The following is a 21,672-nucleotide window of genomic DNA, read 5'->3' on the forward strand; positions in this document are numbered from 1 at the left end:
AACCCCACCATTTTCGCCTGAAACTAGGTTTTTATAATTTTATATCCACATTTTTAGTTTCCGGTAAAAATATCAAGCCAAAAATTACAGTCACTGCCGCAATAATTACCGGGTACCAGAGTCCATAGTAAATATCGCCCTCTAAGGCCACTAGAGCAAAGGCTGTTGTAGGCATTAGGCCCCCAAACCAACCAGTGCCAATATGATAGGGCAGCGAGAGGGAAGAATAGCGAATTTTGGTTGGAAAGAGCTCAACCAAGGCTGCCGCTGTTGGTCCATAAGCCATCGTTACATAGATTACAAGCAAAAATACCAGCAAGAAAACCATTGGTTTATTGATCTCATCTACATTTGCTTTTTGAGGATAACCAGCCTCTGAAATGGTAGCGCTCAGCTCTTTTGCAAAATTATTCATTTTTAGTGCGGCCTCTTCTTTTGAGAGTCCCACTGAGTCAAATGAATTAACAATCTTATCGCCAACTTTAACGCTCGCAATTGTTCCGGGCACCGCATTCTCAACATGATAGTTAACTGATGCAGCTACTAACTTTGCCTTAGCAATATCACAAGAAGAGGTAAATTTCTTAGTTCCAGTGGGGTTAAATTGAAATTGACAATCCCCAGGATCTGCTACCACAACTACAGGGGAATTTTTTAATGCCATCTCTAGAGCAGGATTCGCATAATGTGTCAGACCTTTAAATATTGGGAAATAGGTCAGCACAGCCAATGCCATTCCAGTCAGAATAATTTTTTTTCTTCCAATACGATCTGATAGCGTGCCAAATATCAAAAAGAATGGGGTGGCGAGTAAAAGCGCCCCAGCCACAATTAAATTCGCAGTAACGCTATCAACCTTAAGTGTTTGCGTCAAGAAAAGTAGTACATAAAATTGACCCGTATACCAAACACACCCTAATCCGGCGGTGATACCAAACAATGCTATCAATACAATTTTCAAATTTTTCCAACGCAGGAATGACTCTGTTAATGGGGCTTTTGACTCAGCCCCCTCCTCTTTCATTTTGGCAAACACAGGCGACTCGCTCATAGACATGCGAATCCATACAGAGATTCCTAGCAAAATGATGGATACCAAGAACGGGATGCGCCAACCCCAATCTCCAAAGGCCGCCTCACCCAAGAATAGTCTTGTTGATAGGATTACTAACAGTGATAGAAATAGCCCCAAGGTTGCGGTAGTCTGTATCCAAGCAGTAAATTGCCCCCGTTGATTATTCGGCGCATGCTCCGCTACATAAACTACAGCACCGCCATACTCTCCGCCAAGCGCAAGACCTTGCAACAACCTAAGCGAAATCAGAATAATCGGCGCTGCAATACCTATACTTTCATATGCAGGCAGCAAACCAACACCAAAGGTCGATAAGCCCATAATGAGGATGGTCATTAAAAAGGTATATTTGCGACCGATCATGTCCCCAAGTCGACCAAATACGAGGGCGCCAAATGGGCGAACGATAAAGCCTGCCGCAAAGGCTAATAAAGCAAAAATAAGTCCCGTTGTTGGATCGGCCTTGGCAAAAAATTGCTTCGCTATTACAGCTGCCAAAGATCCATATAAAAAGAAGTCATACCATTCAAATACAGTACCTAAAGATGAAGCAATGAGTATTTTTCGCTCCGCCTCAGTAATGACCCTTTTGCTGTTTACAGAATTATTTGTGCTTTGAGTTGACATTTACAGCCCCCTTTAAAAGTTTATTTGCTTAGCCAAGAAGATTTGGAATTTCGGCTATCGAAGTTAATGCAACATCAGGAAGAAGGCCCACCTCGTCAGGGATTGCACCATTCCGATTAATCCAAATCACCTGAAACCCGAATGCTTTGGCACCAGCTACATCAAAGTAATTTGATGTAACAAATCCAATTTCATGTCTTTGGAGATCGAACTTATCAGTTGCCAACTGATAAGTTCTTGGATGTGGCTTATAAACTTTGACCTCATCCACACTTAATAAGGCGTCAAATTGATCCGTAATTCCTGCGTTGCCAACTAAATTTGTTAGTAATGATGGGGTTCCAACAGATAGGATTGCCCTCTTAAGTCCACTCAATTTAGGAAGAGTCTGCCTAGCATCCTCAAAGGGAGATAACCTTTCGTAGGCATCCATTAAGGCACCTCTCTCACTTGTTCCTCCAGGAAGCCCTAAATATTTCAATGAATACTTAAGGCCTGCTTCTGTATTTTGGTTATGGGGTATATATCTACCCATAATGGTTCTCAAAAACATATATTCAATTTGCTTTGATCTCCAAAGTTGACTTAACTCCTTGCCTTTCCCTGGGTACATCTTTTCAGCCAAAGCAACAACTGAGTGAACATCAAACACCGTTCCATAAGCGTCAAACGCAAGAGCTTTAATTCCGTGCAATTTTTTCATACATTCCTTACTGAAGTTCAATTGGGATTTCAGTAGGATACTAGTAAAAAATGGGAAAAACATAGCCAATCAAGCTAGTGAAAACCCTTGTTTGCAAAAATTTTTACTTCGAATTGCTCAGCGTTACTCAAAGTAACGCTCAAAATACAAAATCCCCACCATTGCTGATGAGGGTTTTATATAGAAGCTTAAGTTACTTAATAACGGCAGATGAAACTAGTTGCTTGATCATCCGACGGTAATAAGGACGAATAGGGCCTGGAACTTGGCTCATGACTACTACTGCTAATTGCTCTTTTGGGTCAATCCAGAAGAAAGTGCCTGCAGCGCCAGCCCACATATATTCACCTGGAGAGCCATCAACAGATGCCAGTCCCTGACCTTGGCGAACCATAAAGCCCAGACCAAAGGTGTAGCCATCAACACCCATCAGCAGTTGACCAGGGGTTAGCGGTACCGTTGTTCTACTACCCAACATATCAGATGCCATCAAATTGACAGTCATGGGTGACAAAATTCTTTGGCCGTTTAGCTCCCCACCATTGAGCATCATGCTGGCAAAGTTTAGATAGTCGCCAGCCGTACCTGCTGCTCCAGCACCACCAGAATCATTATTTGGCTTGATGGTGACATCTAGCAACTTAATAGGAGCTTTATTAAATGGATCAGTTGTAAATGGCTCAGCAATACGTGACTGCTTATCCGCAGGGACAGAAAATGCAGTGTCCTTCATCTGCAAAGGAGTAAACAAACGCTCTTGTAGGAAATCTCCAAGACGTTTGCCGGAGGCTACTTCAACTACGCGACCCAGCAAGTCTACGGACATGCCGTATTCCCAGTTAGTTCCAGGCTGAGTACTTAATGGTGCTTTTGCAATACCTGTGATCATTTCTTGCGGGGTGACACGACGTTGATCATAGTCAGTGCCGCCGGCCACATAAAGACCAGCATCGGTATATGCCTTCTTGATATTAGGATTGGAAGTAATTTCTGGATAGCCAATTCCTGATGTATGGCGTAAAAGATCCTGTACTGTGATTGGCTTTACTGCAGGCACTAAGGAATATTCCATATTGCCACTACTATCTTTTGTTCCTACGCTAACTTGCATATTGGCAAACTCAGGCATGAACTTAGAGATTGGATCGGCTAACTGAATCTTGCCCTCTTCTGCCAAAATCATTGCTGCAACAGATGCTAGCGGCTTGGTCATTGAATAGATTCTAAAAATAGAATCTTTACTCATAGGCTTATTGGTGGTTTTATCCTGATAGCCTACAACCTCAGAGTAAACCAACTTCCCCTTACGGTTAATCATCACTACAGCGCCTGGAATATTGCCTTTATCTACCTCAGCCTGCAAAGAGGCCTTCACATTTTTCAATCTAGCAGATGACATACCAACATCCTCAGGCTTTGCTGTTGGAATATTTTGTGCAATCGCTAAGTTGCTGATGAAAAAGCTTGCTACAAGTAACTTATTAATAAGATTTTTTTGATATCGCATGTCGGCCTCCTTGTTGTATTAATTTCGAACAAGAATAGCATGTAGTATTTTCTAACCCCAGCATAAATTTAGTGCAGCGCACAAAAATATCCGGTTACCAATTCAATGGATAAACTAGTACTAACCCCAAACCCTCTGACGTGCTTTATTGTAATAACGCAGAGAAAAATATAAGAATGCTTCAAATAAAGTAAGCATTCAATTAAATTAAAACTAAAAAAAGGAGATTTGATGAAGATCAATATTTACGCAGCACATTTATTCATAGTAATAGCGAGCACATTTATTTCATATACTGCATTTTCACAAAGCTACCCAATCATACCTCTTTCAGATTCAGCTCTAAAAGCACCTCTCATTATTAACAAACAGGGGAGTTTTTTTGTTGGTGGTCAAGATGTCGAATCTAGCACCCTATCAACCATGCCAGCATTTGGCTCTAAAGGAACGATCACTCTAGATCAGATGTATGTAGCATATCAAATTCCTGTTAAAGCCAAGTCGACCTCCGTTGTCCTGATACATGGTTGTTGTCTAACAGGTAAGACCTGGGAGTCAACTCCAGATAATCGCATGGGATGGAACGAATACTTCGTCCGCAGAGGGTTTCCAACCTATGTCGTTGATCAAGTTGGACGTGGCCGCTCTGCAGTCAATGCGGCCTCCCAAATTAATGCAGTCAAAACCAATCAGGTTCCGCCTGAAAAATTACCGACTATCATTGCTGCTAGCCATGAGGGCGCGTGGCAAATCTTTCGTTTTGGCGCTGAATATCCAAAGACGTTTGAGAACCAAAGATTTCCAGTTGCTTCACAACAGGGGCTTTGGCAACAGATGGTAGCCGACTGGTACTATGGACTCGAAGAACCCAACGCTACACCAATAGCATTGTCAACGCTATCAAAAGAGCTCAAAAAAACTGTATTAATCAGCCATTCACAATCTGGTATTTTTCCATTTAATTCCGCAAAAATTAGCAACGACGGTATTGCCGGAATTATTTCAATTGAGCCAGCAGCATGCCCCTCAGCAGATTCTGATTTGACACCTTACTTAAGAATACCTTCGCTGATCATGTTTGGAGATTTTGTTGAACTATCAACTAGATGGGCCCCACGACTAAAAGCTTGCCGAGAATTTGTTGCTAAAGTCAATGCGCAAGGCGGCAAAGCTGAATTACTCGTTCTACCCGAAGTTGGTATAAAAGGAAATACCCATATGTTGATGCAAGATAACAATTCTATTGAGTTGGCAGCATTACTGAGCACTTGGATTGAAAAACGTCTATCAATTAAATAATTTTCTCCCACACCATTCCCAAAAGGAATTCAAGTATTTAGAAATACATCATAGGTATAACTTAAAGTAACCATAAAAAATACCAACCCGAAGGTTGGTATTTTTTATTTCTGGTGGGCCCACCAGGACTTGAACTTGGGACCAAAGGATTCCGGTTAGTGTAATTTTCATTACTCCCTGGACTATGCCTTCACTCTTATAACGACTCAAGATTATTATTGCTTATGAATATTTTTAATCAATCTTAATATTTTTATCCTGTATTAACTTGGACCATTTCTGTTGATCAGTCTTGATGAGTTCTGCAAACTCTTCTGATGTCCCACCAGATGGCTCTATCCCGCGATCTACCATTTCCTTGCGCACCTGGGGAGTTTTTAAAACTTTATCAATGTCAGCGCTTATCTTTGAAACAATATTGTTTGGAGTCTTTGATGGCACAAAAATACCAAACCAACCAACAGCGCTATATCCAGGTATCCCATTCTCAGAAATCGTTGGCAATTCTGGAACAGATTGCGATCTTTTAGGACTGGTAACAGCTAGAGCTTTCAAATTACCTGCCTGAATTTGGGGCATTACAGTTTGAGCAGGCGAAAACATTACATTGATATGTCCCCCCAATAAATCAGACAGAGCCGGACCTGAACCTTTATAAGGAACATGAAGCATCTCCACGCCAGCCATCGACTTAAATAATTCCCCTGATAAATGCGATACAGATCCCGAACCAGAGGAACCAAAACGAATTAACTGAGGATTTGCTTTTGCAGCTGCAATTAATTGCTGTACCGTATTGACCTTTAAAGATGGGTTAATGGTTAATACATAGGGAGATGCGGAAACCAAACTGACTGGCGCCAATTGATTAACAAGTTGATCTGGCAATGCAGGCGTAGCAATTAACCAGGTATAGCCATCAGCCGGCGAACGGATCACTGCATCCGCCCCAACCGCGCCAGATGCACCAGGTTTATTTTCAATAACGATAGACTGTTTCCAAATCTCTGTTAGGGGTGGAACAATAATTCGCATAAGGGTATCCGTTCCACCGCCTGGAGGATAAGGAACAACTAGACGAATGCTCTTAGAGGGGAAACTATCTGCTTGTGCAAGTGCCCAACTTGTACCAACAAGATAGACGCACAAGCAAATTAAAAATTTCTGCAGATTTGGTTTTAAGAACATTCATCACCCTTAAATCTGTTAACAATAGCTTCAGCTAGAAAGTTGTTTTTAATAAGTTTTTAATATACAGTAAAAAAAATAATAGGAATAATACGGAGACACAAAATGACAGTAAATTCAATGACACGACCTATTGATATGGTTGGGTCCGTGATTGATGTAGTTGATCCAAATCATGACATCCTTGGAGAGTCAATTATTTGGGATAAGGATAAAGGTCTTCTGTGGTGGGTGGATGGAATCGGAATGTTCATCTATCGTCTTGATCCAAGCACAGGTCAAAAACAAAGTTGGAAATTAGATGAAGAAATTGGCTCGATCGGACTCAGACAAAAGGGTGGCCTCATTGTTGGCATGAGATCAGGTTTGTATTTTTTTAATCCTGATAATGGACAACTCAGCGAAATTACTAAGCCAGACTCTGATCGGCCAGGCAATCGATTTAACGACGGCAAAGTAGATCGTCATGGACGATTTTGGACGGGCACCGTTCAAGCAAGTGCATACACACCACGAGGCAGACTCTGGAGGCTAGACGCTGATTTAAAAGCAAACCTCATTATGGAGGGTATCACCTGCGTCAATGGAATTAGCTTTAGTCCAGATAATCGCTTAATGTACTTTACAGATTCATTCAGTTGTCGAATTGATGTTTTTGATTATGACTCTACTGATGGCGCTATTTATAACAGACGTCATTTCGCAGATGTACCTCTAGGCAGAGGAATTTGTGACGGCTCAACAGTCGATGCAGATGGATGTTTTTGGAGTGCCAATATGGATGGTTGGTGTGTAACTCGCTACGATCCGCGAGGGCGTATTGATACCGTCATTAATTTACCCACTAGAAGGGTTTCAAGTTTATGTTTCGGTGGGCCGAATTTAGATACGCTCTTTATCACTACCGCACGCCGAAGAATGCAAGACAAAGAATTAGCGCAGCAACCACTGGCAGGATGTGTATTAGCTGTTAATCCTGGCATTCAAGGATTGCCTGAACCCGAATTCCTTGGCTAGCTCTACCAACAACCCAACCTTTATACAAGGGAAGTTATGAAAAAAATTCTTGTGATTTTTGTTTGGTATTTCATTTCCCTAGGCTACGCGATTGCCCAAAACTTTCCAGATAGACCGGTAAAAATAGTAGTCCCTTATACCCCAGGGGGAGCTACTGATACCCTAGCAAGAAGTATTGCAAATCAATTAAGCGCTAAATGGAATAAACCGGTACTAGTTGATAATCGCGGTGGCGCCTCAGGAATGATTGGTGCTGAATTCGTAGCAAAAGCACCTTCAGATGGCTATACCCTCATGATTTCGGACAGCGCGCCATACGTTATCCTGCCGAACTTTTATCCGAACTTGAATTATGCTCCGCTAAAAGACTTTGCACCTATCACTGTAATTGCTCGACAAGCTCCTATTATTGTTATATCCAATAAAATTCCAGCAAACAATATTAAAGAGCTGGTTACCTACTTAAAGTCACATCCAGATACTCCATATGCTTCTTTGGGTAATGGTTCTTACCCCCATGTAGCAATGGAGGACTTTCAAAGACAAACTGGCACTAAGCTGTTGCATGTTCCTTACAAAGGAACAGCACAAATTATTACCGACATGATTGGGGGTCAGGTAGATCTATATGTTGGCACTCTTGGCGCATTTGAGCAACATGAGAAAAGTGGCAAAGTGAAAATATTGGCTACTGCTACAGAAAAGCGCTTGCCATTTAGGCCAGAACTAGTGACCGTATCAGAATCTGGAGTGCCTGGGTTTTCAGTTAGCGTTTGGTTTGGAATGGTTGCAACCGCAGGTACACCAACCCCACTACTCAATAAGATTTATCAGGACGTAGCAGAAATCCTAAAAAATAATACATTTATAAGTGAAGTATTAACCCCCCAAGCATTGATACCAGGCGGCGACTCTAGAGCTGACTTTGGTGCACTAATGAAAACAGATACAGTGAGATGGGGTGAAATCATCAAATCAACTGGAATTAAGCCATAACTGCCAATAGAAAGACTGAAAGAAACCATGACTAAATTAAGTGAGTATGCTGACAAATATCAAACCATCAAGATGAAACGTAAAGATGGGATTATTGAGGTTAAATTACATACAAATGATGGCCCTCTACATTGGAGCCTGTTACCCCATGGAGAACTTGAAAAAGCCTTTTATGAAATTGGTCACGATCCAGAAAACGAGGTGATGATCCTTACTGGTTCAGGTGATGCTTTTAGTGGCCCTCCCTGCCCGCCTAATGGCCATAATCATGTCAGCCATCCAGTCACAGCGATGGAGTGGGACAAAATTTATTGGGAGGGAAAACATCTCCTGATGAATCTTTTAAATATTGAAATCCCAATTATTGGCGCTATTAATGGGCCAGCCTTGCGCCACTCAGAAATTCCACTGCTCTCCGATATTGTGATTGCCAGTGACAACACGACTATTCAAGATTCTGCGCACTTTGCTGGTGGCTTAGTTCCCGGCGATGGCGTTCATATTGTCTTTCCACACCTCATGGGAGCCAATCGCGGTAGATATTTCCTTTTAACTGGTCAAACTCTAAATGCGCAAGAGGCAAAAGATATTGGCTTGATTAGCGAAATATTACCAGCAGATAAATTACTAGATCGAGCTTATGAACATGCCCATTTTCTAATGCAACGCACACCCTTACTCAGAAGATATGCAAGAACACTTCTCACTCAAGAACTCAAGCAAAAAATGCATAACTTGCTTGGTTATGGCTTAGCACTTGAAGGACTAGCAGCCTCCCATAAATCAATCTAATTGCGAGTCTCTAAGAAGTAAAAAAATACCAACCCGAAGGTTGGTATTTTCATTGCTGGTGGGCCCACCAGGACTTGAACCTGGGACCAAAGGATTCCGGTTTGTGTAGCTTTCACTACTCCCTGGACTATGCCTTCATCATATTCAAACTTAACATCTGAACTTAGATGGGTGCCGTCTAGTCTCTACACGTTCAAAGTAATTTCTTACTAAGCTTCGCTCGGCGTTAGCTTGGATATCTCTACCTTTAGCTTTCTCCGAATTTGACACCATCCCTTATGCAGTTTCCACGCATAAGGCACAACTTTCGCTATGAGTCCTCTGCTCTAACCAACTGAGCTATAGGCCCTAAAACTTTACTTTTACTACACACCTTTTTACAGATGTTGACCACTTCAAAACCACACTAAAACCGCATTTACTACACACCATGAAAAAAGCTCTGGTGTGTAAGCGGTGTGTAAGCAATCTTAACTACCTAATCGACCACTAACCTCTTGAATCTATTGAGGTCTTTGTTACAAGACCCCTAGGGCTTCTTTCTTATGAGTCCTCTGCTCTAACCAACTGAGCTATAGGCCCGTTAATCCTTCGATCAATCTTCCTCTAGGAAAGTCTTGAGTTTGTCGCTGCGGCTTGGATGACGCATTTTTCTCAAGGCCTTTGCTTCGATCTGACGAATACGCTCACGGGTTACGTCAAACTGTTTGCCTACTTCTTCGAGCGTGTGATCTGTACTCATTTCAACACCAAAGCGCATACGCAATACTTTTGCTTCGCGTGGCGTCAGTGAATCAAGAACATCCTTCACTACATCGCGCATCGAGTCATGCAATGCTGCTTCAGCTGGAGCCAAGGTGTTGCCATCTTCAATGAAGTCACCCAAATGAGAATCTTCGTCGTCACCGATCGGTGTTTCCATAGAGATTGGCTCTTTTGCAATCTTCATGATCTTACGAATCTTATCTTCTGGGATTTCCATCTTCAGTGCCAAGGTTGCAGCATCTGGCTCATGACCAGTTTCTTGCAAGATTTGACGGCTGATACGGTTCATCTTATTGATGGTCTCAATCATATGAACTGGAATACGGATCGTACGCGCTTGATCAGCAATAGAGCGAGTAATCGCCTGACGAATCCACCAAGTTGCATAAGTGGAGAACTTATAACCACGACGGTATTCAAACTTATCTACCGCTTTCATCAAACCAATGTTGCCTTCTTGAATCAAATCCAAAAACTGCAAACCACGGTTGGTGTATTTCTTAGCAATCGAGATCACCAAGCGTAAGTTGGCTACGGTCATCTCACGTTTTGCTTCACGCGCACGCTTCTCGCCCGCAATCATTTGCTTGTTCACTTCTTTCAATTCAGGAAGTGGGATAACCACATTCTTCTGAATATCAATCAACTTCTGTTGAAGTTCCTGAATCGCTGGTACGTTCCGTTGTAAGAGAGCACTATAGGGCTTGTTCTCTTTGAGTAACTTGTCAGTCCAAGTAAGATTCATCGACATCTTAGGGAAATCTTTTAATACTTCACCACGATTAACGCCAACCTTATCTACCAATAAGTTAACGATGCCACGCTCTAGTTTCCACACTTGATCTACTTGCGAGCGCATCGTGTCACATAACTTCTCAACACTCTTCGCCGTTAAACGGAAGCCCAGTAACTCTGCACGAATTGCATCTTGTGCCTTGATATAGGCCGGGCAGTTATAACCATCTTTATCAAAAGCACGACGCATCTTGTCAGCTTGCGTGCGAACAATTGCAAACTTCTCTAGGGAGATTTGCTTTAACTCTTCAAGCTGTTTAGCATTCGCAGTTGCAGCGCCACCGCCACCACCTTCGTCTTCACCTTCCTCTTCACCTTCTTCAGCATCAGGATCAATCTCTGGCTCTTCTGGTCCCAGTTTGATATCTTCCGCATTAGGATCTACCAAGCCATCAACGAACTGATCGATTTCCATTTCGCCGGAAGCAATCTTATCCACGTTGCTCAGAATCTCTGCAATCGTGACAGGGCAAGCAGCTAAAGCCATCACCATGTCTTTGAGGCCAGCCTCAATCTTCTTGGCAATGACGATCTCGCCTTCGCGAGTCAACAAATCTACCGTACCCATCTCACGCATGTACATACGGACTGGGTCAGTGGTACGACCAAACTCTGAATCTACTGTAGAGAGCGCTGCTTCAGCCTCTTCTTCAGCCTCTTCTTCAGACGCTGCAGCAGCAGTGTTATCAGACAGAATTAAGGTTTCAGCATCAGGCGCTTGTTCGTAAACAGTAATACCAATGTCGTTCAACAAACTGATCAAGGTTTCTAATGCATCAGCATCAGACAACTCGTCAGACATCACGTCATTCATCTCGCCATGGGTTAAGTAACCCTTGGACATACCCATCTTGATCAAAGTCTTCAAGCGCGCACGACGTAATTCTTGTTGCTCTTCAGTACCTAACTGTTGTGCTGCGAATTCTTTTAAGAGGGCTTTTTCTTTCGCTTTACGCTCACGGGCTTTTTGCCGATCCGTTAATACTGGTTCAGCGCCATCTGCAGGAGTCTCAGCTTTGGCTTTACGGCCGCGCTTTTTTTCTTCATCAACGACTGGAGCAGCAAGCTCGGCTCCTTTTGCTTTTTTACCTTTTAACTCTTCTACTTTTGGTGCTGGTGCAGCCTTGCCTTTTTTAGCCGACTCTACCTTTACAACCTTAGCTGGTGCTTTAGCAGCAACCTTGACCGATTTGGCTGGAACTTTTACAGGTGCTTTCTTGGCGGCTGGCTTTGCAGCAGCTTTCACTGGTGTTTTAGCTTTCACAGGAGTCTTCGCTTTTACAGCTGGCTTAGCAGGTGCTTTCTTAGCCGCTGGCTTTGCAGCAGCCTTTACTGATTTAGCGGGGGCCTTCTTAGCCGCTGGCTTTGCAGCAGCCTTTACTGGTTTAGCAGGAACCTTCTTAGCAACCGGTTTTGTGGTCGCCTTTTTGGCTGCTGGTTTTGCAAGCGCTTTTACTGGCTTAGCCGGAGCTTTTACTGTTTTAACTGGTTTTTTGGTCTTGGTATTAGGCATTTATTAGCACTTACTCACATTACTGTTATTGATCTCGACTGATAAAACACAGCCCCGTAACTCACTTACTCACTTACCCCAAATTTCTTCAAAATAAAGCGCAAGTGGCTGAATTAATTCGTTTTTTTCTTGAGAACAGAGGATTATAGTCGATTGCGACTTTTTTAACCCCTGATTACCTAAAAATATGGGGTATTTTTCAGGTATTTCTAGGGGTGTTTCAATAAATTCTTAGGAGAATTTCAGCTTTTCACCCAATTCACGATATCGGGCTTTATCTTGGTCGCTGGCGGTCTCACCAGCGATTTTTTGGGCAATGTCAGTCATTTCTTGTTTGAGGTGAATCAGCTCTAGTTTCTTAAAGGCCCCGTCTAAATCGGCAGCTGCCCCCTCAAGCTCTAAATCAGAATCCATGACACGCTTTCTGAGCACTTCATACATTGAGGCAAGCTCACTGCGAGAGAGCTGATCTTGGAACATTGCAAATGCCCCGGCGCCTACTGTGTCAGGTTTTCCGTTTTCCCCTGGAATCAATTCCACTTGATCACATTGAGATAAAAGATCTTTCATTAATGCGAGTGCATTGGCTGATCGTTGCTCAGCAGCTTTGAGTGCGAGCGCACGCTGATTGCTATCGAGCGCTTTACCTAAATGCGGAAACTGAATTAACACACGTAACATCTGCTCGGCTAAATCGGTTGGCGCTTTTGGTGGCTCAATATTCTGTGTCGCCACTCGCTTTGCAGAGCCTTTAGAGGCTTGCCATGGAGCGCCTTGTCGATTGCCGGCATTAGTGTAATTGCTTTGATTGTTTTGATAATGGGTTTGCTTTGCCTGAGCAGGCTGATAGCTTGTCTGTCGAACAGGCACTACCGTTAATCCGCAAAAAGTTTCTAACTCAGCAGGAGTGGTGTTAGTTCGAATGGCGAGCTCACGCAAAATTTGAGTACGCAACGCAATCGGTGGCATGGATAGTAGTAAAGGCTTGGCTGCATGATGCGTATGGGCCCTGCCTTCCGGAGTTGTTAGATCGTGATCTTCGCTCGCAATCTTAAAGAAGAAACTGGAGATCGACATTGCCTCTTTGATGACTTTTTCAAAAGCAGGTGTGCCATAAGCACGCACATAACTATCAGGGTCGTGCTCAGTTGGCAAGAATAGGAAACGAATTTCTTTATCGTCAGACATGAGAGGTAGACAGGCTTCAAGAGCGCGCTGGGCTGCACGTTGACCAGCAGAGTCGCCATCAAATGAAAAAACAACTTTGTCAGTTTGACGCAATAACATGCGTACATGGTTTGCGGTACACGCCGTACCCAGTGTGGCCACTGCATTAGGGAAACCCAATTGCGCCAGTGCTACAACATCCATATAACCTTCGCACACCAAGACATATTCTTGCGCACGAATCGCTTGTCTTGCCTCAAATAAACCGTAAAGCGTATTGCCTTTAGAAAAGAGTGGTGTCTCTGGAGAATTTAAATATTTAGGCTCACCTTGATCTAAGATACGACCACCAAAGCCAATCGTTTGACCTTTGGGATTCCGAATCGGAAACATCACACGATCCCGAAAGCGATCGTAGCGCTTGACTACTGGCTTAGTCACAGGGGAGCCTTCAGCCTGTTCCCCTTGAATCAGTAAGCCGCCTTCCACTAAAGTCTTGGCTACTTCATCGCTGGCGTAGGAGCCAAAGACAGCTTCAAGACCTTGCCAACCATCTGGGGCATAGCCAAGTGAATATCGTTTAGCAATCTCACCAGTCAGGCCGCGCCCTTTTAAATACTCTACTGCGCGAGTACTACCCTTAAGCTGTTGGCGATACCAATCAGCTGCAGAACTCATCACCTCGCTAAGTGCCATCGCCTGCTGTTGTCTTGCAACATCATTCGCTGTGCGCTCTTCACGCGGTACATCTAAACCTGCAGAACGCGCGAGCTCTTCAATAGCATCGACATATCCAAGACCAGAATATTCCATCAGAAAACTGATGGCAGATCCATGGGCACCACAACCAAAGCAGTGATAGAACTGTTTGGTTGGTGATACAGAAAATGAGGGGGACTTCTCTGAATGAAAGGGGCACAAGCCTTGGTAGTTTGCGCCTGCTTTTTTTAACTTTACGTGCTGCCCAACCACATCAACGATGTCGACCCGATTTAAAAGATCGGCAATGAAGGATTGTGGAATGAGCGCCATAAGGCTAAGAGTATGGAGCGAGTTCTCTTATTTTGCGAGTGCGGCTTTTACTAAGCCAGATACCTTACCCATATCCGCTTTACCAGCCAATTGACCTTTGAGTACGCCAATGACTTTACCCATATCCTGTGGACCGGCAGCGCCTGTAGAGGCAACCGCGGCTGCTACTGCAGCAGCAACTTCAGCATCGGACATTTGGGCAGGCAAGTAAGCCTGCAGAATGACCATCTCGGCAGATTCCACCGCGACCAAATCATCACGCTGTGCTTTTTCAAATTGAGAGATCGAGTCTTTGCGCTGCTTGATCATTTTTTCAATTGTTGCAATGATGGCTGCGTCATCGAGCACAATGCGATCATCTACTTCGCGTTGTTTGATAGCGGCTAACAAAAGTCGAATGGTGCCAAGACGTGCAGTCTCTTTAGCGCGCATCGCGTTTTTCATATCTTCGGTAATTTGATCTTTCAAACTCATTTGATTCTTTCTGATGTTGAATGTATCCAGTTTTATTTGGCTATTTAAAAAGCAAAAACCCGCTGCGTTTCACCGTCAGCGGGTTTCAAAGCTTCTCGGTGAAGAGAGCTTTAAATTCTATTAGTAAAGCTTCTTCGGCAACATTTGGCTGCGAATACGCTTGTAATGGCGTTTAGCAGCGGCAGCCTTTTTACGCTTACGCTCAGCCGTTGGCTTCTCGTAAAACTCGCGGGCACGCAAGTCTGTCAAAAGACCATTTTTTTCAATGGTGCGCTTGAAACGGCGCAATGCCACTTCAAATGGTTCGTTTTCGCGGAGGCGGACTGTAGTCATACTTATTTAACTCGTATATGCTCGATAAATATCGAAAAATTAACTGAATTGCGATTCTAGCACGACCAAACCAAAAAATGATTGTTTTAGGAATAGAAACTTCTTGTGATGAAACCGGGGTGGCTTTATACAACACCACCCCCTGGGAAAAGGGCAAACCTCCATTCCAAGGCATTCTGGGGCAGGGTTTGCACTCTCAGATCGCCATGCACCGAGATTACGGGGGCGTAGTCCCGGAGTTAGCCTCTCGAGACCATATTCGCCGGGTTTTACCCCTTTTAGACCAATCTTTGACCCAATCTGGCCTGAAATTAGCCGACATTGATGCGGTTGCTTTCACTCAAGGTCCGGGCCTAGCAGGCGCCCTACTGGTTGGCAGTGCTTTCGCCAAATCCCTCGCCCAAGGCCTCCATTTGCCCTCGATCGGGATTCATCACCTCGAAGGACACCTACTTTCGCCACTTTTGGGCCATACTGCGCCCCAATTTCCCTTTATCGCCCTCCTGGTTTCTGGTGGACATACCCAACTCATGAAAGTCTCTGGCATTGGCCAATACGAACTTTTGGGTGAAACCTTAGACGATGCCGCGGGTGAAGCTTTTGATAAAACTGCCAAATTATTAGGTCTTGATTACCCCGGTGGTGCAGCTATTTCTAAACTCGCAGAACAGGGTCACGTCGGAATATTTGATTTACCAAAACCGATGCTGCACTCTGGTGATTTAGATTTTTCTTTCTCAGGCTTAAAAACTGCAGTGCTGAATCAAGTCAAAAAGTTTGAAGAGAAAAAAGTATCTGATCCTACTGAGGTTGCACAATTTCATGCGGATCTTGCGAGAAGTTTTGTTGATGCCATCGTCGCAGTCTTAGTCAGTAAATCTGAAAAAGCACTAAAACAAACTGGCTGTCAGCATTTAGTACTTGCTGGCGGTGTTGGTGCCAACTTGCAATTGCGTGGCGCTTTAAATGAGAAGGCTACACGTCAAGGTTTTGAGGTGCACTACCCACCACTAGAGTTGTGTACCGATAACGGCGTGATGATTGCTTTTGCTGGTGCACTACGCATGCTTGCCAAAAATAATGGCTCCACAACTTCTGGAGCCTTTGATATCAAACCCCGTTGGGATTTGCAAAGCAATAATTTGGTTTAGCTTGCTTTATTTCTTATGACTGATACGAGCAAATGCACTGTGATTGTGGATAGACTCAAAGTTCTCAGCCTCAACTACAAAAGACTGGATACGCTGATCTGCCTTAAGATTGCCAGCTACATCACGCACTAAGTCTTCAACGAATTTAGGATTACTGTAGGAATGCTCAGTCACCCACTTCTCGTCTGGGCGCTTAAGTAAACCCCAGAGTTCGCTAGATGCCTCGCTCTCGGCAGCGGCAACTAAATCTTCTACAGTCATCTGTGTTTTGGAATCCAATGTCACCGTCATCGTGACATGTGAGCGCTGATTGTGCGCACCAAACTCCGAGATCTCTTTTGAGCAAGGGCATAAACTCATCACAGGTACTTGTGCGCGTAGAACCAATTCAATATCGGTACCACCAGCCGTATGTTGCGTATTTTGTTTAGCAGTGGCCATCCAAGTGACTTCGTAATCCATCAAGCTTTCGACACCAGAAACGGGCGCCGCTTTTTTAACGAAGTGGGTGTAAGTAAATTGCACATGGCCTTCTTTAGCATCTAACAAAGGCAACATCTCTTTTACGAGTGCGACAACCGTAGTGCTATCGACTGCCGCATCTTGCTTTTGCAAGAGCGCCATGAAACGAGACATGTGCGTGCCCTTGACATGAGCAGGCAATGCCACATCCATCTCAAAAGTACCAACCGATGGAAAGTTGCCAGTCTTGCTGCGAATCATCAGTGGATGACGTACACCCCGAATACCGACTTGCTCAATTGGCAACGCGCGCACATCCAAAGTGGATTGCACGTCAGGCATTGCACTAGCTTTCAGAAAGGCGGGGTTCATGTCATTCATGACTCTATTTTCAAGCAAAACGGGCTTATTTGCCTGAAATTGCTGAATTTGCCATTAATACCGCAGGAAAACGCTTTTTAATAGAGTTTGTAATACCCTCGACATCCAAGCCACACTTAGTCATGAGCAGCTGATAGTCGCCATGTTCGATAAATTCATCAGGAAGACCTAACTGCAATAGGGGCTTGTTAATCCCGAGTGAGGAGAGCGCCTCCAAGCAAGCGCCACCAGCGCCGCCAGCAATGGCGCCATCTTCAATGGTGACTAGATAATCATGATCGGCCGCTAATGATTTGATGAGATCAATATCGAGTGGCTTTACAAAGCGCATATTGGCAACAGTCGCATCGAAACCTTCAGCTGCTTCTAATGCGGCATACAACAAAGTGCCAAATGCCAAGATCGCCACACGCTGTCCAGCGGGTGCGTTCGATTTACGACGAATCTCACCCTTACCCAAAGGCAAAGTACGCAGCTCTGTTGAAGGAATAGTGCCAACACCTGAACCACGCGGGTAACGCACGGCACTCGGGTGAGCTTGATGATATGCAGTCGTCAATAAATCGCGGCACTCTGCTTCGTCTGCTGGCGTCATCACCAACATATTTGGAATACAACGCAAGAATGGAATGTCATACGCACCGGCATGTGTTGCGCCATCAGCACCCACTAAACCTGCGCGATCGAGCGCAAACAAAACTGGCAAATCTTGTAGAGCAACGTCATGAATCAATTGATCGTATGCGCGTTGCAAGAAAGTGGAATAGATCGCCACCACTGGCTTCATGCCTTCGCAGGCCATACCTGCTGCAAAAGTCACTGCATGTTGTTCAGCAATACCAACGTCGTAATAGCGCTTAGGAAAAGTCTTTTCAAATTCAACCAGACCAGAGCCTTCCCGCATGGCTGGTGTAATGCCAATCAACAAAGGATCGGCATGGGCCATATCGCAAAGCCATTCACCAAACACTTGAGTGAATGTTTTCTTGCTAGCAGCAGCTTTCTTGACGCCCTCTTTAGGATTAAATTTGCTTGGCCCGTGATACAGCACTGGATCAGCCTCAGCCAACTCATAGCCCTGACCTTTTCTAGTCACCACGTGCAAGAACTGGGGGCCATTTCCCTCGAGCGCTAGGCGGCGTACGTTCTGCAACATGGGAATCAAAGCATCTAAGTCATGACCATCAATCGGGCCAAAGTAGTTAAAGCCAAATTCTTGGAAGATGGTTGATGGTGAGACCATGCCCTTGGCATGATCTTCCAGGCGTTTAGCAAACTCGCGCAGTGGGGGTGCGATCGATAGCACGCTATCAATTCCTTTTTTGGTTGCAGAGTAAATATTTCCACTAAGCAATCTGGCAAGGTGACGATTGAGCGCGCCCACTGCTGGTGAGATCGACATATCGTTGTCATTCAAAATCACCACAAGGGGCAAATCGTCATACACACCCGCATTATTCATCGCTTCAAAAGCCATGCCGCCCGTCATCGCACTATCACCCATCACAGCAACTGCAACTTGGCGTTCACCCTTGGTTTGAAAAGCACGTGCCATACCCATTGCTGCAGAAATACTAGTCGATGAGTGGCCAGTACCAAAAGCATCAAACTCGCTTTCAGCACGCTGAGGAAATCCTGACAATCCTTTGAATTGACGCAGAGTGCTCATGCGCTCACGACGACCAGTTAAAATTTTGTGCGGATAGCTTTGATGACCTACATCCCACACGATGCGATCGCGCGGCGTATCAAATACGTAATGCAAGGCAATCGATAACTCTACTGTGCCCAAGTTGGAAGACAAATGTCCACCAGTTTTGGAAACGGATTCCAAAACAAATTGGCGTAACTCATCGGCAAGAGCAGGCAGCTCTTCGCGAGAAAATGTTTTTAAATCGTCAGGAGAATTAACGGAATGCAAAGTCATCGAATCTAGTTTGTCTCATTTGCCTCTATTGACGACCAATAGGGCTAAATCTTTTAAGGCCTGCGCTTGATCACCAAAACCATCCAAACTACTGATGGCGGTTTCTTGCAATTCTTTCGCCTGTTTCTGTGCATAGTCTAAACCCATCAAGGTCACATAGGTTGGCTTGTCATTGGCTGCATCTTTACCAGCAGTTTTTCCAAGAGTTTGGCTATCAGCCGTAGCATCCAGCACATCATCCACAATTTGGAAAGCCAAACCCAGGGCTTTTGAGTATTTTTGGAGTTGGGCCAATTGATTTGCATTGAGATCGGCAGCAATGCCACCGAGCTCTACCGCACAAGAAAGCAAAGCACCGGTCTTCATGGCATGCATTTGTTGTAAACCTGCCAGATCCAATTTCTTGCCAACGCTCTCTAAGTCAATAGCCTGACCACCCGCCATACCGCGCGAACCAGAGGCTGCAGCTAAGACACTGATCATGCGTAAACGATTATTCATATCGCACTGGGCGGTAGCCAGAATTTCAAATGCGCGGGTTTGCAAAGCATCGCCCACTAACAATGCAGTTGCTTCATCAAAGGCTTTGTGTACTGTTGGTCTACCGCGGCGCAAGTCATCATCATCCATGCAAGGCAAGTCATCGTGCACTAATGAATATGCATGAATACATTCGATCGCTACTGCTGCAGCATCTAATGCCGCATTCTTTTCCTGGGAAGATTGATCACCCAGTTCACCAGCCGCATAAACCAATAGAGGACGAATCCGTTTGCCACCACCCTGTGCTGCATAACGCATGGCTTCATGTAAACGCTGAGGCGTGACCTGCGCAGAATCAAGCAAACGATCTAAGGCAGATTCAGTGCGTTCAGAGTGAGTGGTAATCCACTCCTGAAATTGAAAAGGAGTACCCAATTAAGCCTCGAACACTCTCACTTGCTGTTCGACTTGCGCAAGAACCCCTTGGCAATGTTTCAGCAAAGCTGCGCCCCGTTGATAGGCCAATAAAGTCTCTTCTAGAGAAAATTTGCCAGACTCCATATCAGAAATGAGCTTTTCAAGCTCTTTTACAGCTTGCTCATAGCGCAGATCTGGGTCGATTTGGATCTCAAGACCTGGTTTTTGACTCTCTGATTTCTTGGCTGGCATAAGCGGGTTCCTTCATATTTCCGATGCGGATTGCCCTCCATATTAAAGCGAGATGCCCCTCAGATGGGTATAATCGACCCCTTCCTTTCCAATATCGATCCGTCGATGGTTGGATTGGTTATTCCGCTTAGCTTCGGCTGACGTTTTCGGGGGTGGGGAGAATGACTAATCTGGCTACCGCGCAGAAGCTTGCGCCGTCCAATCTACAACTGCCGGTTTCGGCATATTTCGATGCTGATTTGTATCAGCAAGAAATTGAACTGCTTTTTAAGCAGGGTCCTGGCTATGTTGGCCACGAACTCATGGTGCCTGAAGTGGGCTCTTATCAAACTTTAAGCGCAGAAAATGAAGGTCGCATCCTCGTTCGCAATAACGAGAGTGTTGAACTGCTTTCCAATGTTTGCCGGCATCGCCAAGCACTGATGCTCAATGGCAAAGGTAAAACTGAAAATATTGTTTGCCCCCTGCATCGTTGGACGTACGACTTAGGTGGCAATTTACTGGGTGCACCGCACTTTGAAGATAAGCCTTGTTTAAATCTTGGCAAGTCCCCTTTGCAAAATTGGCAAGGCCTATTGTTTGAAGGTCCCCGCGATGTGCGCGCTGATCTTGCCAAACTCGGTGTGGCAGACGATCTCCAATTTGATGGCTATCTGCTCGACCATGTTGAAGTACACGATTGCAATTACAACTGGAAAACTTTCATCGAGGTATATCTCGAGGATTACCACGTGGTGCCGTTTCATCCAGGCTTAGGCAAGTTTGTTTCATGCGAAGACTTGCATTGGGAATTTGGTGATTGGCATAGCGTACAAACTGTGGGCATTCATAAAGATCTCCAAATCCCGGGATCGCCAACCTACCGTCATTGGCACGAAGCCGTGTTGCGCCAATTTGACGGCAAAGCACCACGCCATGGGGCGATCTGGCTGACCTACTACCCTAATGTGATGGTGGAGTGGTACCCAGGTGTTCTGTGCGTTTCTACATTGCATCCGATGGGTGTCAACAAGACTCGGAACATCGTTGAGTTTTACTACCCAGAAGAAATTGCCTTATTCGAGCGTGAATTTGTGGAAGCCGAACGTGCTGCTTACATGGAGACCTGCATCGAGGATGATGAAATCGCAGAGCGCATGGATCAAGGAAGAGCAGCACTACTTGCTCGTGGCATTAATGAGGTTGGTCCTTATCAAAGCCCGATGGAAGATGGCATGCAGCATTTTCATGAATGGTACCGTCGCGCTATGAATTTTCAAGGTGCATAATCTAAATTAGTAGCTTTACTCCTTTCCTCGCTACCTCAATAAAGGAAA

18 protein-coding genes are annotated in these 21,672 nt (G+C 44.7%); 6 read left to right on the top strand and 12 right to left on the bottom strand.

The features are described 5' to 3' along the window. Window positions 1-31: 31 nt before the first annotated feature. From C2756_RS08915 to C2756_RS08925, 3 genes are all read right to left on the bottom strand, one after another. Window positions 32-1,702, bottom strand: a complete 1,671-nt coding sequence (locus C2756_RS08915) for an MFS transporter (RefSeq protein WP_015421842.1) — start codon at window positions 1,700-1,702, stop codon at window positions 32-34. A 28-nt stretch (window positions 1,703-1,730) separates the two neighbouring features. Then, window positions 1,731-2,405, bottom strand: coding sequence for a haloacid dehalogenase type II (locus C2756_RS08920; RefSeq protein WP_015421843.1), 675 nt, complete (start codon window positions 2,403-2,405; stop codon window positions 1,731-1,733). A 193-nt stretch (window positions 2,406-2,598) separates the two neighbouring features. Beyond that, window positions 2,599-3,912, bottom strand: a complete 1,314-nt coding sequence (locus C2756_RS08925; protein ID WP_215318742.1) for a serine hydrolase — start codon at window positions 3,910-3,912, stop codon at window positions 2,599-2,601. Between the two features lie 231 nt (window positions 3,913-4,143). Between C2756_RS08925 and C2756_RS08930 the strand changes: the two genes are divergently transcribed. Further along, window positions 4,144-5,211: an esterase gene (locus C2756_RS08930; RefSeq protein WP_215318744.1), complete on the top strand. Its 1,068-nt coding sequence runs from the start codon at window positions 4,144-4,146 to the stop codon at window positions 5,209-5,211. Window positions 5,212-5,445: 234 nt separating this feature from the next. Here C2756_RS08930 and C2756_RS08935 read toward each other — a convergent pair whose 3' ends face one another. Then, window positions 5,446-6,399, bottom strand: a complete 954-nt coding sequence (locus C2756_RS08935; protein ID WP_215318745.1) for a tripartite tricarboxylate transporter substrate binding protein — start codon at window positions 6,397-6,399, stop codon at window positions 5,446-5,448. A gap of 105 nt (window positions 6,400-6,504) precedes the next feature. On the opposite strand from C2756_RS08935, the gene C2756_RS08940 reads away from it, so the two are divergent. Genes C2756_RS08940 through C2756_RS08950 form a run of 3 tightly spaced genes read left to right on the top strand, consistent with a single transcriptional unit; the run spans window position 6,505 to window position 9,204 of the window. Continuing rightward, entirely contained in the window at window positions 6,505-7,416 is a 912-nt protein-coding gene (locus C2756_RS08940) for an SMP-30/gluconolactonase/LRE family protein (protein ID WP_215318747.1), read from the top strand. Window positions 7,417-7,452: 36 nt separating this feature from the next. Beyond that, complete coding sequence (locus tag C2756_RS08945; RefSeq protein ID WP_215318749.1) at window positions 7,453-8,412, top strand: tripartite tricarboxylate transporter substrate binding protein; 960 nt, start codon at window positions 7,453-7,455, stop codon at window positions 8,410-8,412. 27 nt (window positions 8,413-8,439) lie between these two features. After that, window positions 8,440-9,204: an enoyl-CoA hydratase/isomerase family protein gene (locus C2756_RS08950; RefSeq protein WP_215318751.1), complete on the top strand. Its 765-nt coding sequence runs from the start codon at window positions 8,440-8,442 to the stop codon at window positions 9,202-9,204. Between the two features lie 595 nt (window positions 9,205-9,799). Here C2756_RS08950 and rpoD read toward each other — a convergent pair. The 4 genes from rpoD to rpsU all read right to left on the bottom strand — a co-directional run bounded on the left by rpoD (window position 9,800) and on the right by rpsU (window position 15,283). Next, on the bottom strand, window positions 9,800-12,277 hold the full coding sequence (gene rpoD / locus C2756_RS08955) for an RNA polymerase sigma factor RpoD (RefSeq protein ID WP_215318752.1): 2,478 nt from the start codon (window positions 12,275-12,277) through the stop codon (window positions 9,800-9,802). Between the two features lie 231 nt (window positions 12,278-12,508). Continuing rightward, the gene (dnaG, locus tag C2756_RS08960) at window positions 12,509-14,476 is read right to left on the bottom strand and encodes a DNA primase (RefSeq protein ID WP_215318754.1); all 1,968 of its coding nucleotides are present in this window, start codon (window positions 14,474-14,476) and stop codon (window positions 12,509-12,511) included. A 27-nt stretch (window positions 14,477-14,503) separates the two neighbouring features. Continuing rightward, a complete protein-coding gene (locus C2756_RS08965) occupies window positions 14,504-14,950 on the bottom strand; it encodes a GatB/YqeY domain-containing protein (protein WP_215318755.1) in 447 nt (148 codons plus the stop codon). A gap of 120 nt (window positions 14,951-15,070) precedes the next feature. After that, on the bottom strand, window positions 15,071-15,283 hold the full coding sequence (gene rpsU, locus C2756_RS08970; RefSeq protein ID WP_011903537.1) for a 30S ribosomal protein S21: 213 nt from the start codon (window positions 15,281-15,283) through the stop codon (window positions 15,071-15,073). A gap of 77 nt (window positions 15,284-15,360) precedes the next feature. On the opposite strand from rpsU, the gene tsaD reads away from it, so the two are divergent. Next, on the top strand, window positions 15,361-16,434 hold the full coding sequence (gene tsaD / locus C2756_RS08975) for a tRNA (adenosine(37)-N6)-threonylcarbamoyltransferase complex transferase subunit TsaD (RefSeq protein ID WP_215318757.1): 1,074 nt from the start codon (window positions 15,361-15,363) through the stop codon (window positions 16,432-16,434). Window positions 16,435-16,440: 6 nt separating this feature from the next. On the opposite strand, the gene folE2 is transcribed toward tsaD, so the two are convergent. Genes folE2 through xseB form a run of 4 tightly spaced genes read right to left on the bottom strand, consistent with a single transcriptional unit; the run spans window position 16,441 to window position 20,356 of the window. Beyond that, on the bottom strand, window positions 16,441-17,277 hold the full coding sequence (folE2, locus tag C2756_RS08980; RefSeq protein WP_215318759.1) for a GTP cyclohydrolase FolE2: 837 nt from the start codon (window positions 17,275-17,277) through the stop codon (window positions 16,441-16,443). A 25-nt stretch (window positions 17,278-17,302) separates the two neighbouring features. Further along, complete coding sequence (gene dxs / locus C2756_RS08985; RefSeq protein ID WP_215318762.1) at window positions 17,303-19,204, bottom strand: 1-deoxy-D-xylulose-5-phosphate synthase; 1,902 nt, start codon at window positions 19,202-19,204, stop codon at window positions 17,303-17,305. 15 nt (window positions 19,205-19,219) lie between these two features. Continuing rightward, window positions 19,220-20,122: a polyprenyl synthetase family protein gene (locus C2756_RS08990; protein ID WP_215318763.1), complete on the bottom strand. Its 903-nt coding sequence runs from the start codon at window positions 20,120-20,122 to the stop codon at window positions 19,220-19,222. After that, entirely contained in the window at window positions 20,123-20,356 is a 234-nt protein-coding gene (xseB, locus tag C2756_RS08995) for an exodeoxyribonuclease VII small subunit (protein ID WP_215318765.1), read from the bottom strand. It abuts the gene before it with no gap. A gap of 161 nt (window positions 20,357-20,517) precedes the next feature. Here xseB and C2756_RS09000 point away from each other — a divergent pair, with 161 nt between their 5' ends. Beyond that, the gene (locus C2756_RS09000; RefSeq protein ID WP_215295701.1) at window positions 20,518-21,624 is read left to right on the top strand and encodes an SRPBCC family protein; all 1,107 of its coding nucleotides are present in this window, start codon (window positions 20,518-20,520) and stop codon (window positions 21,622-21,624) included. Window positions 21,625-21,672: the final 48 nt, after the last annotated feature.

It is taken from the genome of Polynucleobacter sp. UB-Siik-W21, assembly GCF_018687415.1.
Taxonomy (GTDB): domain Bacteria; phylum Pseudomonadota; class Gammaproteobacteria; order Burkholderiales; family Burkholderiaceae; genus Polynucleobacter.

Coding starts and splice junctions, on each gene's coding strand:
- C2756_RS09000 (WP_215295701.1), top strand. CDS start 20,518: ATGACTAATCTGGCTACCGCGCAGAAGCTTGCGCCGTCCAATCTACAA.
- C2756_RS08940 (WP_215318747.1), top strand. CDS start 6,505: ATGACAGTAAATTCAATGACACGACCTATTGATATGGTTGGGTCCGTG.
- C2756_RS08935 (WP_215318745.1), bottom strand. CDS start 6,399: ATGTTCTTAAAACCAAATCTGCAGAAATTTTTAATTTGCTTGTGCGTC.
- rpoD (WP_215318752.1), bottom strand. CDS start 12,277: ATGCCTAATACCAAGACCAAAAAACCAGTTAAAACAGTAAAAGCTCCG.
- C2756_RS08945 (WP_215318749.1), top strand. CDS start 7,453: ATGAAAAAAATTCTTGTGATTTTTGTTTGGTATTTCATTTCCCTAGGC.
- C2756_RS08965 (WP_215318755.1), bottom strand. CDS start 14,950: ATGAGTTTGAAAGATCAAATTACCGAAGATATGAAAAACGCGATGCGC.
- C2756_RS08950 (WP_215318751.1), top strand. CDS start 8,440: ATGACTAAATTAAGTGAGTATGCTGACAAATATCAAACCATCAAGATG.
- tsaD (WP_215318757.1), top strand. CDS start 15,361: ATGATTGTTTTAGGAATAGAAACTTCTTGTGATGAAACCGGGGTGGCT.
- C2756_RS08920 (WP_015421843.1), bottom strand. CDS start 2,405: ATGAAAAAATTGCACGGAATTAAAGCTCTTGCGTTTGACGCTTATGGA.
- rpsU (WP_011903537.1), bottom strand. CDS start 15,283: ATGACTACAGTCCGCCTCCGCGAAAACGAACCATTTGAAGTGGCATTG.
- C2756_RS08930 (WP_215318744.1), top strand. CDS start 4,144: ATGAAGATCAATATTTACGCAGCACATTTATTCATAGTAATAGCGAGC.
- C2756_RS08925 (WP_215318742.1), bottom strand. CDS start 3,912: ATGCGATATCAAAAAAATCTTATTAATAAGTTACTTGTAGCAAGCTTT.
- C2756_RS08915 (WP_015421842.1), bottom strand. CDS start 1,702: ATGTCAACTCAAAGCACAAATAATTCTGTAAACAGCAAAAGGGTCATT.
- folE2 (WP_215318759.1), bottom strand. CDS start 17,277: ATGAATGACATGAACCCCGCCTTTCTGAAAGCTAGTGCAATGCCTGAC.
- dnaG (WP_215318754.1), bottom strand. CDS start 14,476: ATGGCGCTCATTCCACAATCCTTCATTGCCGATCTTTTAAATCGGGTC.
- dxs (WP_215318762.1), bottom strand. CDS start 19,204: ATGACTTTGCATTCCGTTAATTCTCCTGACGATTTAAAAACATTTTCT.
- xseB (WP_215318765.1), bottom strand. CDS start 20,356: ATGCCAGCCAAGAAATCAGAGAGTCAAAAACCAGGTCTTGAGATCCAA.